Source organism: Massilia sp. TS11, from assembly GCF_022012445.1.
Classification (GTDB): domain Bacteria; phylum Pseudomonadota; class Gammaproteobacteria; order Burkholderiales; family Burkholderiaceae_D; genus Telluria.
The window spans coordinates 1-10,849 of sequence record NZ_JAKLTS010000017.1; the positions used below are offsets into that span (position 1 = coordinate 1).

The window sequence follows — 10,849 nt, forward strand, 5'->3', positions numbered from 1 at the left end:
AAAGAAAAGGGCCGCCCGAAGGCGGCCCTTGTTGACCTTGGTGAAACTGTCCGTGCAATAATTTGTGACTATTGCGCGCTGCTTAGTGCATACAATTTGATTTCTTAAATTCAGTAATCGAGGTTGCCATGTCCAGCTACGTTCGCGCCGTACTTTTGCCAAGTGAGTCTGTCATCCATGAGGCGGAGACAAGTCTTTGGTCGCAGTTTGTGCTGCTCTTGCTTGGGGTACTAACTCTTCCGCTGGGCATCGGCTTTTTGCCAATGTTCGTTATTCCGCTAGCATGCTTCCTAGCCGTTTGGATTAAGGTTTCGTCGACTGAGCTTGCAATTACGGACCGCCGCGTTATTGCTAAATTCGGCTTCATCAGCCGCAAGACGATCGAGCTCAATATCAATAAGATTGAGAGTTTGCAAGTCGATCAGTCGCTGCTCGGCCGCATTTTCAACTTCGGCTCGCTTGTGTTGTCCGGGGCCGGCAATCCGCAAGCGCCAATCCCTGGCATCGCCAATCCGCTTGAGTTTCGCCGCAAATTCATGGAGGCCCAAGAGACAGCAAACAAGGTACGCGCAGCGTAGGAAATGTCGGCGCCAGTCCTGGCACCCACAATCAAGAAAGCCCACCGGATTTCTCTGGTGGGCTTCCTTTGCTCATTTGAGGCTGAATTCCAGACTTCGCCCCAGTAGTTTCAACGCTCGCTCGATCGTGTCGATGTCGGTCGATCCATCAGGGTCCAGTAGGCGGTTTGCTTCCAGGCGCGTGAGGCCCAAAAGGTGCACCATGGAACCGACCGAGAAATTCTGTTCGACCATTTCATTCAGCAGTAACACCTTGACGGCAACACTCGCCGGGATGCGCACCAGGTGTTCACCCTCAAGCTGTTCGGAAGGTGCTGGGACCTTGCGCATGTCCTCGAAATAGAACTCCAGCGCGGTCAACAGCGCATCTTCTGCCATGGCCAGCGCCTCTTCGACGTCATCACCTTGGCTGATCGCCTCAGGAATATCCCTGAAAGTGACAATCAGGCCGTGCCCAGGGTCTTCCGTGAGCGTGACGGGGTACTGCATTTCAATCCTTTCTCGGCTGAATCCGAAGTCCGATGACAGGGCGCCTGACGCGCCGGCCCAGTTCCAGCTCTAGCAGGACGTCGACGACGCTGTCAATCTCAGCCTTCAGCTCGTCCAAGGTTCTCGCTTCGCATGCGAGGCCGTCCAGGCCGGTACTTGACGCCACATAGACGCCAGCGCTCGCGTCACGTCGGACGTCCACGCTTACCACCATGCGCATGCCAGCCAGCGCCGCCAGCCTCCAGAACGGATTCCCGACCGTGTACATGCTCGCCTATTCGATGCGCTTCAGGCGCTTGCCGTCGAATTCATAGACCGCAAGCGTGCCGTTGACGTTCGAAAGGGTCACGCGGCGGCGACATTCGACCACCTCCACACTGCGGTCGCTCGGTTGCTGATTGCCGCCAGCCTTGCGGTAGGCGGTTTCAGCCCGGCGCACTAAGTCTCCATCGCTGATTTTGTTTGGACTTTCATTCATTTTCATGGCGCCCTCCGTCTTTATTGACCGAGAACAATACCACGACCGCTTGCGGCCCGATGGCGCCGACCGGATCGCCATTGGTGCTGCTCGGCTGGCGCGCGCATCGAATTCGTTCCTAAGCGCTTGACCATGATGCGGCAGAGCGCGGCGCCTTCAACGATGTGGTCATGAACCTGGTTCGCAGCTTCCGGCGCCAGCACCTGGAGCGATGCGCCGAATTCGCGCCACCAGCTCCGGATGTATTCCATGTCGGCACTCAGCGCCACCATATCACCCGCGATCGCGCGTTGCAGTTCCAGCGGAAGCGGCATCTTGCCGACTTCGCCCTGGTAGCAGCCAGTCTTGCGGATCGTCGGCAGAACGTCGCGCGTCACCCACTTAGCAAACTTGCGGGCCTCGGGCTTGCGGCTGCGCAGGACAAGCGTGTACAGGCCAGACTCACTAATCACCGTCACTCGCTGGTCCCCACCAGGGGTACGCACAATCTGCGTACCCTTTTCATCAGCGTCCAGATGACGGGATGCATCCGGGGCGTTGCGGTAGCCCAGCGATTCAGCCACATCCACGCAAATGAACCAGGGTTCGCCGTCGCGGATCACGACGCGGACGCGGTTCGCATGGAAGAAGAATTCCGATGCTTCATTGGATCCAGCGCAAACCGCATGATTGCCTGCGACGGGCTTCCCATTGACGACAGCGACTTCTGTGCTACGATTCTCCATGTTGATACCTCGCTAAGTGGTTTCACATCGCCCCGAGCCCATCCGCCAAGATCGCTCGGGGTTTTCTTTTCAGTTCAGCAAAGTCGGCTGGATTGCCAACTCCAGTTTCGCGCGCTCTTCTCGTAACGGCCCAAGCTCGCGCTTTCGTGTCAGTAGCATCTTCGAACCAACACTAGCCTGCTCACGCGATTCCTTATCGCGCTTTAGGTTGTCCAGCAATTGAGTCCATAGACCTTGCTGCCCGCGTTTCAAACGGTCGGCCATCTCGTTGAATGCGGCGAGAAAGCGAATTCGAACGATACGTGCCTTGTCGCCCGTGAAGCTCATGGCCAGTTCCGAAAAGCCATCGCGGGCAATTCGATAGGCGCGAACACTGCGCAAAGCGCCTTTACCCGCCTTGGATTGCAGCGTCATGGGCTCAAAATTGAGCCGGGCATGTTCGCGGATTTCCAGGTTCTCACTAGCCAACATGTCATCAATGGTGCGCAAGACGTTCTTATGCAACTTCCCGAACGCTCTTGCGACCGTGCGGGAGTCGGTAACTAGTCGCCCACCCATTGCAACGACCAATTGCGCTTGGGCCGGTTCACTGCGCTTGCTGGGCGTCATGGCTGCCCTCCGTGGAAACCCTGCCGGAATCACGCCGCATTGCGTCACGCACCAGTTCGACCAACTCAGCGTTTGCCGAGCGGAAGTTCTCCTCCGCCCGCTTATGCACCCAGGCCATGATCGGCGCCGGCATGCGCACTTGGCCGCGCCAAACTTCCGTTCCTTTCTTGTTTGCCATTTTCTGCCCTCTGTTAGCGCCACATCGGCACGAACTCAGCATATGCCGACTCGGCATTAGTGTCAAGTCGGAATCATGGAAAATATTCCGAGTCGCCATTATCCTCGTCGGATGACCAAGAAACCTTACCCAAGCGAGACCCAAGAGCGTTTTATCGTTCGACTGCCCGATGGCATGCGCGACAACATCGCTGAAGCTGCCAAGCAGAATAACCGCTCGATGAACGCCGAGATCGTCGCGCGCCTCGATCAGTCCTTCGCCGGCACCGCCAACGACACCATCGTCGCCACCCTGGCCTATCGCATTGCCGAACTTGAGCTTGAGGCTCGCACAATCAGCAACGACAGGTTGAACTTCGCGACAGTGGTAGCTTTGCTCGCTATGCACATCGAAATGAACAAACCCTGCGATCCGGCAGACCTTAAGGTTTTCAAGGACCGTGCCTTTGAAGTCATGGCAAATGGTCTCCGAAACCTCGAAGAAGAGAACGCAAAAGCCATCGAGGCACTTAGGAGCAGTTCGCACCGGATGAAGGAACTGGGACTGGAATTCACATCCTCAGATTCGAATCTCCTTTCCCCCGACTTTCTGATTCAAAGGGGCGACAAATCCTTAGTCGCCGCAGAAGCCAAAACCTCTAAGCCCCGTAAAAAAAAGTCATGACTTTGTATTGTGCAATACAACCGGCTCAAAATTCAGCCGGTTGCACAGCGACTTATTGACTCATCGCCCCTAAGTTAGTCCTCTCCTTCAGCCGCTTTCTGCATAGCGCGCATTGCTGCCTTCGTCAAATCCGACCGAATAAGATTGTCTGCTGGATGCAGTTCTGGTTCGTACGGCGCCGGTCTGCCGAGTTCTTCCGAACGCTGCGCCTCGGCCAGGTATTCACCGGAAGCGCGCCGCAGCAGCCGAAACTCCCAGGGCTGAAGCAAAATTCCCATCTGCTTTTGCCAGGACTCGATTTCCGTTACCGAAAGCCTGTCCTGGCCCATGCCGTTGTTTGAGACCGGGCCGATTTCGAACAGGATGTCCTTCAAGTAGAGCAGCGAGGTCTCGGGCATCACTGGATCACGCCCAGATGCCGCGAGTCGGGCAATGCGTGACTTCGAATTGGTCTGGCGAAGTGCCTTGCTGCCTTTCGGTGGTTCAGGCGGCTGCGGAACCGCGTTTAGCCAGGCGAGGTGTCGAACGTAGACAATCAGCTCCTCGCCTAGCCCGTTTAAAAATTTGCCCAGTCACCGTGGAATTTCTCGACCTGGTTAGTGAGCCAGGCCATCTTCGGATTTGCGTACAGCTCGCGCGGACTCACCGGGAAATTCTCGATGCTCTCCGTGATCGCGGCCAGGCGCTCGGCGCGCTCGGCCAGCTCTTCGTCGATGGTCTGCTTGACGGGCTTGCCGCGCATCGCAGCGAAGGTGCGTGCATTCGTTGCAGTCGAAAGCTTGTGCTGGGCCGACAGAGCTTCACGGGAGCCGGGGCTGCGCACGACGATGCGCACCGGCTGGCCGCCACGCAGCAGCGGGCCATCGTCCTTGATGTTCTGCACTTCCAGCACAGCCGTGTCTTTGGCCTCGAAATCGGCCAAGTTGAATTCGGTGTTGGTATTCGTGATGTCGTTCATGATCATGTTGCCTTTCTTCGCGGGATTGATAAGTGCCCGTGCCGGCCGCCGCGTCCCGCGAAGGAACGACAGCGACCGGTCGGTGCTGGGTGCCGGCCTGGGCCGGATTCGGTTGGGTTTGGATTACGGTGCCGCCACGTTGACCACCGCACGGCAGACGCCAAGGGTGGTGGTGATCTTTTGGAATTCGCCTTCCTTTGCGGCGCTCTTTTCGAAGCCGGCCACCAGGACGTCCAGATAGTCGACTTCGCCGTCGGGGTACGTGATTTTCACGCTGTAGTGATTCGGCGAAGCATCGGCGGCTTTGACGATGATCTGGCCGGCGTCGCCAGGGATGTGGGCGAAGACCACTTCGATGTCGCCGTAGTCGGGCGCTCCCTTGGCCTTGGACACGGCGCCCTTGATCGGCTGGAACTTGTTGATGGAGCGCTTGGCGCCATACGGGCCCCAACTTTCGACCTGGGTGATTTCGGTGTAGACCATCGCGGTGGCGCCGTAGCCGGCCGCATCGTAGGTCGCGGGCAGCGAAGCGCTGATCGCATAGGTGGTGTCGGTGTTTTGCGCCGGGGTGGTATGTGCTGCCATGGCTACTTCCTTTCACAAAAGAAAAACCCGCCTGCGGATCACTCCGGGCGGGCGGGTTGAAAATCGAATTCCTTGTTGCCGACTATTCGCTAAACGTCAGGATGTAGTCGACCGACTGTTGATAAATTCCAGCGTCGTCGTCGCTGAAGTCCGGGCCGTCGCTGTCATGCGTCAGGCTGGCCACGTCGGCGCCCGCGATGATGCCGTGGGCACGCGGGAGGGTGGCCTTCACCAATGCCAGCAGCGACTTCTGGCTTGGGTAGTTCTTGGCGTGCACGGTGATTTGCACGCGCGCGCGGTAGGTCAGCTTTGTGCCGCGGCGAATCGGTTTCCAGCTGGGCGCCGAAATGCTCCGAATCTGGATCGCCGGCAGTTCGATCCCTTCTGGGAGCGTGCCGTTCTTGATCCGCTCTGCGGGCACCGCCGCTGTCATGGTGGCGTTGTGCGTAAGCAGATAGCGGATGACGGCAACGTCAGACACCGCGGCCTTTCTGCTTTTTCGGTTGTTCGGCCGGCGCGGACGCGGCTGGCATCGTGAAGCGTTCCACGGGCACGCCCTGCGCAGTCAGCTCGGCGGCCAGATTGGTGATGGCCTTGGCGCTGCCAGGGGCGGCCATGTTGGCCTCGTAGTATTCGAGATCGAGGCCCAGCAGGACGATCTTTGCGGCGCCCAGGCTGGCGGCCAGGCGCATCGCGGCGCAAGTGTTGTTGCGGATCTCGATCGTATGGCCAGGCGCGACCTCGACCGATTCGTGCGGGAAGTGGGCGAAGGCGGCATCGATGGCGTCCGACTCGAAACCGATCACGCGCACACCGGCGAAGTCATTCAGTTCCGGGCGCCAGTTCGCGTCGATCGACACCAGCATGTCGGCCCAGGGCGCGACGATGGCGGCCTGGTTGGCGGCGATGGCGCGCGCCGGGCGGCCCATGGCTTCCAGCTCGGCTGGCAGGGTGGGGGCGTTGCCGAGGATGGCGACAGTCTCGCCTTCCCAGATGCGCTCGATGTTCAGCTTGGTGGTCATGGTCTTATCCTTCAACTTCGATATCGATGGCGCTCGTGTCGAGGCCTTGCTTCGTCAGGCGAGCCTTGATGGCATCGCCAACAGCCTGCAAAGCTTCGGTGGCGCGCGAATCCAGGGCGGGCCGCATGAATGGCTTCGGCTTAGCGCCGGGGTGGTGAATCACTTCGACAAGCGAGCCCTTGATGGCCAGAGCCTTCGCTGCCTTCGGTTTGATGAGGTGTGGCTTCGTCCCGTGCTCAATCCATGGGCCCAGGTGGGCGTGCGGGCCAGTGGTCTTGACCTTGGCCTTCACGACGCCCTTCCTAGAGCTCGTGGATACCTTGAGTCCCTTTTTCAGCGACCCAGTAACGACGCTGCCGTTGGATTCCAGCTCTTCGCCCGCCGCGTCTTTGATGACGTTGGCGCCGGCGCGCAGCCCGCTGCGCAGCATGTTTTTCTCGACCTTGGCGGGCAGTTGGTCGAGGAATTTCTGCAGTTCGCTCAAGCCCTTGACTTTGACGTTGCTCATGCATCGCCCGCCGTCGAGTAGTCGGCGGCCATAATCTCGATTCCCTCACGATTGCCGAGGATGGCTGGCTTGCTGACGATCTGCATAATTCGGTCAGTCTCGCCGTGTACGATGATGCGCATGGCCGCCGTCACGCCCACCAGGTAGCGGAAGCGGATGCGGGCGGGGCCCACCGACATGCGCACGCCATCACGCGTTCCCTCGCCCTTGCTGGGGAGCTGGTCTTGCACCTCCGCGGGGATACGCGCCGCGCCGGCGAAGGTCTGCCAGTCCGCCACATCGGTGCCGTGGACGTCCTCGGTCGTGACTTCATTCACCTGGATGGTGATGCGGTCGTTCATCCGGCCGGCTAGCATCAGAACCCCCAAACCTTGGCGGGCGTCAGCAGAGCATCAACACCGAACGGGATGTCGCTGACATTTGCGGCCGTTGTCGATGCCTCGCGGTTGTTGTACCAGTGGCCGACCAGCAGAAGCACAGCCAGGCGCATTGCAGCCCAGTATTGGTCGTTGGCGGCCACGACAAAGTTTGTCCCGGAGCCGGTGTCGGTGATGTTCGCCGCAGCGCCGCCCTCGCTGGCCGCGAGCTGGAAGGTGTCGCTCGTGGCGCCCACAACGAAATAATCCGTGGTTTGTGCCGTCAAGCCGGCCGGCACGGCGCCGCCACTGTTCCAAACGCGAACCACATCGTCATTCGCGTAAGGGTGGCCGACAGCGGTCAGCACGTCGGTGCCAGCGTTCGCTGCGTATGGTGTGGCGTGGCCACAGATCAAATCCACGGTCACGGCGGCCGGATGGTTGAGCGTCGTTGGCCAGACGTAGCCGCTGGCCAGGGTGATCGACGCCACCGCGCCGCTCAGGTCGACCACGTAGCTCGCCGGGTCCAAGGTCTGGGTGTCACCAGCCGCGTCCAGGTAGGTCACCGCAGAGACTGCGCGCGTCGGCGCCGGCAAGTCCAGGCGGCATTCAAATTCAGGAAACGTCGTCCGCACTGCCCGCGTGACCACGGCGCGTGCCGTGGTCGATTCGACGTACTGGCGCGCCGCTGCGATATAGCTCAGCAGCAGGGCATCCTCGTCGGTCTGGGCCAGAATCGCGCGGACGTGAGCCTTTGCCTCGGCAAGCGAGACTGGCTCAGCGCCCGGGCCGCGGCGGATGATGGTGTTCCCAATCACTTGGCTGCCTTTGCGCGCTTGGGCTTGGTTTCAGGCGCAGCGGCGTGGGCAGTCGTCTCCGGAGCAACTTCCTCGGCCAGGCCGGCAGGCTGATCGCTCTCGGTGGCAGCCGCTGGTGCGCCAGCGCTGGATTCAACTGCTGCCGGGGCGACAGAAGCAGCTTCCTCGGCCAGGCCGGCGCCGACAAAAGCTACTGCCAGATCTTTGGCGCCCTTGCTGGCGCCAAGATCATATTCGCTTCCGGCTTCGTAGGACGTCACGCGGATTCCGTCGATGGAACCGGGTGTGGTTCGAAGCATGCGGATTTTCATGGCTTACTCGATGATGAAGTGGAAAGTGCCGGACTTGGTATTGCCGCCGGCAGCGATGACGATCTTCAGGCGGTCATTTGCCATGACGATCTTGTCGTTCACTGCCGCGCCACCGGCCGCGTAAAGTGCCGCGGCGCCAGCCGTGCTGTGCGTCGCCTGGCGCGGTGCCCGCGTCGCACTGGCGTTGACGCCGGTTTCGCTCCAGACGGCCTCACCGGTCTGCTCGACCGTCACCGTCATCGTCGAGCCGTTGTCAAAGGTGTCCTTGACATAGCGGATCGTCGACAGCTTGCCGGTGACTGCCGGGCTATACGCCGTAGCCGAGCCGTCGGCGGCCGTGGTGACGGTGACCGATACGCGGGTGGCGTGGCTCACGAAGCGACCCCGAGGGTTTTGAGCGCGTTCACGATCAGGTCGTTATTGGCGCAGAGGGCGGCGACCTGGGCCGTGCTCAAGGCCGGGATGGCTGCGGTCGTCAGACTGGCGGAGCCAACCGTGGTGAGTCCAGCGATCTGCGAGGTTCCGGCCAGCAGTTTGCCGCCGGAGCGGATACGAAGCGTGCCGCCGCTATCGACGTCCAACATGCCGCCAATGTGGTCCGCCGCACCGCCTTGTTCACGGTAGTTCAGGGTATTCGAGCCCATGGTAATCCTCGTGATTATTGAGTTGGGGGAGCAATGGCCAGGTCAGCCCCAGCCATTGCCTGGTTTGTCGCGCGGATTAGACCGGCGGATTCGCGGTCGGCGCGCTGTTCGGGTGGCCGAGGATGGCGATGGCGGCCATGTAGATGTTGCCGGCGCCGTTCGCGGCCGGCGTGATCGTCATGCGCACATAGCGCTTCGGACCGACATAGCCGATCTTGCGGGTCTCGTTGTCATCGGCGTAGGTGAAGCTCGCCAGGGCCTCGGTGCCGATCAGGAACTTGTCGGCCACGGCGGCGCCGTCGCTCAGACCGGAGTCGTCCCCGTCTTCGATCAGCACGGTGAAGGTCGCGTCGGCGTCGGTATTGGCACCGATCATGATCGCGAAGGTCAGCGAGTTGTAGCCGGCGGTGTCGATGATCTGCGACACGTAGGGCGTGTTATCGGTGCCGGCCGCCACCGGGCTGATGGCCCGCAGCGGGTGGATATTGTTGCAGAGGTCACGGTTCATGGTATGTGCCTTATGGAGATTTGGAATTTAGGGGAGGCCCCGCCCTGGGGCAGGGCCCGGGTTCATCTCGCGTGGATCAGGATACCGAGCACTTCAGCACGCGGATGGCTTCGGGGAGCACCACCATGCCGCCCACACGACGGCTCAGCAGGAAGCGGATGTTGCCGCTGGTCGCCTGGGTGAACGGATCGCGCAGCATCGACATTGCGATGCGGTCGACCAGCGTGTAGCCGCGCATGAAATCGCCATAGGCGACCGGTTTGGCGTTTGCCGCTTCGTTCGGCATGTCCGGGACCTCCACGTACGGATCGCCGTCGATGGTATTCGGCTTGCCCAGAGCCAGGCCGGACTGCCACAGGTAGTTGCCGTTGCCATCCTTCATCTTGCGCACGGAGCCCAGAGTGGTGCGATTCAGGGCCCAGTTTGCGTTGCGGGTGTAGACGGTCTTGATGGCGTGCTTGACATCGAACAGGCTGTCTGCCGTCAGGGCGGCAGCGGCGCCAGTCACAGTGATACCCACGTCGGCGTTGACCAGGAAACCTTCGGGCTTGCCGACGCCGGTACCGGACACGAAGGCGGCGCCTTCGGCGACAGCGAACTGCTCAGTGGCTTCGAAGGTGATCTCGCCTTCGAGGTCGAACGCGCTGTCTTCCAGGTTTTGCTTGGAGATGTCGATCAGGGCATACATCTCGTGCGCCGGGATTTCCAGTTGACCCCACTTCAAGCCAGTGGTTTCGCTTCGGTCACCTTGCTCAGCGACCCAGACGGCAGCGAACTGGCCGGTGCGTTTCGGCAGGATGATCGATTTGGCGCCGGTGGCACGCACGCGGGCCAGTTGGCGGACCGGGCTGATTTCGGTCGCGCCTTTGATGATTTCCTTGACGTACTCGGAAGGCGCCAGGTAGCCACCGGTGGTGTCGTTCGACACGCTCAGCGACTTATATTCGGCTTCGACGGCTTCCAGGGCCTTGCGCTGCGATTCGGACAGGTTGACGACGCCTTTGACGTGGGCGTCGACCACAGCGCGCGCCCACGCGTTGACGTCGGTCTTGGTACCGCCTTTCAGCCCGCCAAGACCTTGGCGGTTCAACTTAGCTTCGAGCTCTTCCAGAGCTTGCTTGGCTTCCTCGGCGGCAGCCTTGGCTTGCTTGGCTTCATGCTCGGCGGCCTGCAGCTTGGCGCTTGCGGCCTCGCCGGCCGACATGCCTTCTTTCTCGATCTTGGCCAGCTTGGCCTCCAGATCGCCGATGGCTTTGCCGTCGGCCTTGGCTTTGATCAGTTCGTCGTTGGTACGTTTGAACTCTTCGAACGCACGACCCTGTTGGTCCAGGATCTGCTTGATTTCGGAAAGATCGCTCATGGTTTTGCCTTTCAAGAAAAGAAAAAGGCCGCACGCGGCGGCCACATTGTTGTGATTCG

21 protein-coding genes are annotated in these 10,849 nt (G+C 60.6%); 2 read left to right on the plus strand and 19 right to left on the minus strand.

What is annotated here, in order from left to right:
• The first annotated feature begins 128 nt into the window (after nt 1–128).
• Nucleotides 129–578 (plus strand): PH domain-containing protein, encoded by a 450-nt coding sequence (locus LZ005_RS19255; RefSeq protein WP_237810134.1) that lies wholly within the window; start codon nt 129–131, stop codon nt 576–578.
• A 72-nt stretch (nt 579–650) separates the two neighbouring features.
• Here LZ005_RS19255 and LZ005_RS19260 read toward each other — a convergent pair whose 3' ends face one another.
• The 6 genes from LZ005_RS19260 to LZ005_RS19280 form a co-directional block, all read right to left on the minus strand.
• A complete protein-coding gene (locus LZ005_RS19260) occupies nt 651–1,067 on the minus strand; it encodes a type II toxin-antitoxin system HicB family antitoxin (RefSeq protein WP_237810135.1) in 417 nt (138 codons plus the stop codon).
• Nucleotide 1,068: 1 nt separating this feature from the next.
• Nucleotides 1,069–1,335, minus strand: a complete 267-nt coding sequence (locus LZ005_RS21915; protein WP_373889383.1) for a DUF1902 domain-containing protein — start codon at nt 1,333–1,335, stop codon at nt 1,069–1,071.
• A gap of 6 nt (nt 1,336–1,341) precedes the next feature.
• Nucleotides 1,342–1,551, minus strand: coding sequence for a hypothetical protein (locus LZ005_RS19265; RefSeq protein WP_237810136.1), 210 nt, complete (start codon nt 1,549–1,551; stop codon nt 1,342–1,344).
• A 14-nt stretch (nt 1,552–1,565) separates the two neighbouring features.
• Nucleotides 1,566–2,270, minus strand: coding sequence for a BRO family protein (locus LZ005_RS19270; protein WP_237810137.1), 705 nt, complete (start codon nt 2,268–2,270; stop codon nt 1,566–1,568).
• Between the two features lie 69 nt (nt 2,271–2,339).
• The gene (locus tag LZ005_RS19275) at nt 2,340–2,879 is read right to left on the minus strand and encodes a Rha family transcriptional regulator (protein WP_237810138.1); all 540 of its coding nucleotides are present in this window, start codon (nt 2,877–2,879) and stop codon (nt 2,340–2,342) included.
• A complete protein-coding gene (locus tag LZ005_RS19280) occupies nt 2,857–3,057 on the minus strand; it encodes an Arc family DNA-binding protein (RefSeq protein ID WP_237810139.1) in 201 nt (66 codons plus the stop codon). The genes LZ005_RS19275 and LZ005_RS19280 overlap by 23 nt, the downstream gene beginning before the upstream one ends.
• Nucleotides 3,058–3,132: 75 nt before the next feature.
• Here LZ005_RS19280 and LZ005_RS21820 point away from each other — a divergent pair, with 75 nt between their 5' ends.
• On the plus strand, nt 3,133–3,720 hold the full coding sequence (locus tag LZ005_RS21820) for an Arc family DNA-binding protein (RefSeq protein WP_307727820.1): 588 nt from the start codon (nt 3,133–3,135) through the stop codon (nt 3,718–3,720).
• 74 nt (nt 3,721–3,794) lie between these two features.
• Here the strand turns inward: LZ005_RS21820 and LZ005_RS19290 are convergent, their stop codons facing one another.
• The 13 genes from LZ005_RS19290 to LZ005_RS19350 form a co-directional block, all read right to left on the minus strand.
• Entirely contained in the window at nt 3,795–4,118 is a 324-nt protein-coding gene (locus tag LZ005_RS19290) for a hypothetical protein (protein ID WP_237810140.1), read from the minus strand.
• Between the two features lie 158 nt (nt 4,119–4,276).
• Nucleotides 4,277–4,684, minus strand: coding sequence for a hypothetical protein (locus tag LZ005_RS19295; RefSeq protein WP_237810141.1), 408 nt, complete (start codon nt 4,682–4,684; stop codon nt 4,277–4,279).
• A 117-nt stretch (nt 4,685–4,801) separates the two neighbouring features.
• Nucleotides 4,802–5,263: a phage tail tube protein gene (locus tag LZ005_RS19300; protein ID WP_237810142.1), complete on the minus strand. Its 462-nt coding sequence runs from the start codon at nt 5,261–5,263 to the stop codon at nt 4,802–4,804.
• A gap of 82 nt (nt 5,264–5,345) precedes the next feature.
• Nucleotides 5,346–5,744 carry a hypothetical protein gene (locus LZ005_RS19305; protein ID WP_237810143.1) on the minus strand — a complete coding sequence of 133 codons (399 nt, stop codon included), beginning with the start codon at nt 5,742–5,744 and terminating at the stop codon, nt 5,346–5,348.
• Nucleotides 5,737–6,285: a hypothetical protein gene (locus LZ005_RS19310; RefSeq protein ID WP_237810144.1), complete on the minus strand. Its 549-nt coding sequence runs from the start codon at nt 6,283–6,285 to the stop codon at nt 5,737–5,739. The genes LZ005_RS19305 and LZ005_RS19310 overlap by 8 nt, the downstream gene beginning before the upstream one ends.
• 4 nt (nt 6,286–6,289) lie before the next feature.
• Nucleotides 6,290–6,793 carry an HK97-gp10 family putative phage morphogenesis protein gene (locus tag LZ005_RS19315; RefSeq protein ID WP_237810145.1) on the minus strand — a complete coding sequence of 168 codons (504 nt, stop codon included), beginning with the start codon at nt 6,791–6,793 and terminating at the stop codon, nt 6,290–6,292.
• Nucleotides 6,790–7,134, minus strand: a complete 345-nt coding sequence (locus LZ005_RS19320) for a head-tail adaptor protein (protein ID WP_237810146.1) — start codon at nt 7,132–7,134, stop codon at nt 6,790–6,792. Before LZ005_RS19320 ends, LZ005_RS19315 begins: the two co-directional genes overlap by 4 nt.
• 14 nt (nt 7,135–7,148) lie before the next feature.
• Nucleotides 7,149–7,967 (minus strand): head-tail connector protein, encoded by an 819-nt coding sequence (locus LZ005_RS21920; RefSeq protein WP_237810147.1) that lies wholly within the window; start codon nt 7,965–7,967, stop codon nt 7,149–7,151.
• Nucleotides 7,964–8,278 carry a hypothetical protein gene (locus tag LZ005_RS19330; protein WP_237810148.1) on the minus strand — a complete coding sequence of 105 codons (315 nt, stop codon included), beginning with the start codon at nt 8,276–8,278 and terminating at the stop codon, nt 7,964–7,966. The genes LZ005_RS21920 and LZ005_RS19330 overlap by 4 nt, the downstream gene beginning before the upstream one ends.
• A 3-nt stretch (nt 8,279–8,281) precedes the next feature.
• Nucleotides 8,282–8,653, minus strand: a complete 372-nt coding sequence (locus LZ005_RS19335) for a hypothetical protein (protein ID WP_237810149.1) — start codon at nt 8,651–8,653, stop codon at nt 8,282–8,284.
• Nucleotides 8,650–8,922, minus strand: a complete 273-nt coding sequence (locus LZ005_RS19340; protein ID WP_237810150.1) for a hypothetical protein — start codon at nt 8,920–8,922, stop codon at nt 8,650–8,652. The genes LZ005_RS19335 and LZ005_RS19340 overlap by 4 nt, the downstream gene beginning before the upstream one ends.
• Before the next feature lie 76 nt (nt 8,923–8,998).
• Nucleotides 8,999–9,430: a hypothetical protein gene (locus tag LZ005_RS19345; protein ID WP_237810151.1), complete on the minus strand. Its 432-nt coding sequence runs from the start codon at nt 9,428–9,430 to the stop codon at nt 8,999–9,001.
• Nucleotides 9,431–9,506: 76 nt separating this feature from the next.
• Complete coding sequence (locus tag LZ005_RS19350; RefSeq protein WP_237810152.1) at nt 9,507–10,790, minus strand: phage major capsid protein; 1,284 nt, start codon at nt 10,788–10,790, stop codon at nt 9,507–9,509.
• Nucleotides 10,791–10,849: the final 59 nt, after the last annotated feature.

Coding starts and splice junctions, on each gene's coding strand:
- LZ005_RS19265 (WP_237810136.1), bottom strand. CDS start 1,551: ATGAAAATGAATGAAAGTCCAAACAAAATCAGCGATGGAGACTTAGTG.
- LZ005_RS19275 (WP_237810138.1), bottom strand. CDS start 2,879: ATGACGCCCAGCAAGCGCAGTGAACCGGCCCAAGCGCAATTGGTCGTT.
- LZ005_RS19350 (WP_237810152.1), bottom strand. CDS start 10,790: ATGAGCGATCTTTCCGAAATCAAGCAGATCCTGGACCAACAGGGTCGT.
- LZ005_RS19340 (WP_237810150.1), bottom strand. CDS start 8,922: ATGGGCTCGAATACCCTGAACTACCGTGAACAAGGCGGTGCGGCGGAC.
- LZ005_RS19260 (WP_237810135.1), bottom strand. CDS start 1,067: ATGCAGTACCCCGTCACGCTCACGGAAGACCCTGGGCACGGCCTGATT.
- LZ005_RS19270 (WP_237810137.1), bottom strand. CDS start 2,270: ATGGAGAATCGTAGCACAGAAGTCGCTGTCGTCAATGGGAAGCCCGTC.
- LZ005_RS19315 (WP_237810145.1), bottom strand. CDS start 6,793: ATGAGCAACGTCAAAGTCAAGGGCTTGAGCGAACTGCAGAAATTCCTC.
- LZ005_RS19310 (WP_237810144.1), bottom strand. CDS start 6,285: ATGACCACCAAGCTGAACATCGAGCGCATCTGGGAAGGCGAGACTGTC.
- LZ005_RS19290 (WP_237810140.1), bottom strand. CDS start 4,118: ATGCCCGAGACCTCGCTGCTCTACTTGAAGGACATCCTGTTCGAAATC.
- LZ005_RS19280 (WP_237810139.1), bottom strand. CDS start 3,057: ATGGCAAACAAGAAAGGAACGGAAGTTTGGCGCGGCCAAGTGCGCATG.
- LZ005_RS21915 (WP_373889383.1), bottom strand. CDS start 1,335: ATGTACACGGTCGGGAATCCGTTCTGGAGGCTGGCGGCGCTGGCTGGC.
- LZ005_RS19295 (WP_237810141.1), bottom strand. CDS start 4,684: ATGATCATGAACGACATCACGAATACCAACACCGAATTCAACTTGGCC.
- LZ005_RS21820 (WP_307727820.1), top strand. CDS start 3,133: ATGGAAAATATTCCGAGTCGCCATTATCCTCGTCGGATGACCAAGAAA.
- LZ005_RS19330 (WP_237810148.1), bottom strand. CDS start 8,278: ATGAAAATCCGCATGCTTCGAACCACACCCGGTTCCATCGACGGAATC.
- LZ005_RS19255 (WP_237810134.1), top strand. CDS start 129: ATGTCCAGCTACGTTCGCGCCGTACTTTTGCCAAGTGAGTCTGTCATC.
- LZ005_RS19320 (WP_237810146.1), bottom strand. CDS start 7,134: ATGAACGACCGCATCACCATCCAGGTGAATGAAGTCACGACCGAGGAC.
- LZ005_RS19345 (WP_237810151.1), bottom strand. CDS start 9,430: ATGAACCGTGACCTCTGCAACAATATCCACCCGCTGCGGGCCATCAGC.
- LZ005_RS19300 (WP_237810142.1), bottom strand. CDS start 5,263: ATGGCAGCACATACCACCCCGGCGCAAAACACCGACACCACCTATGCG.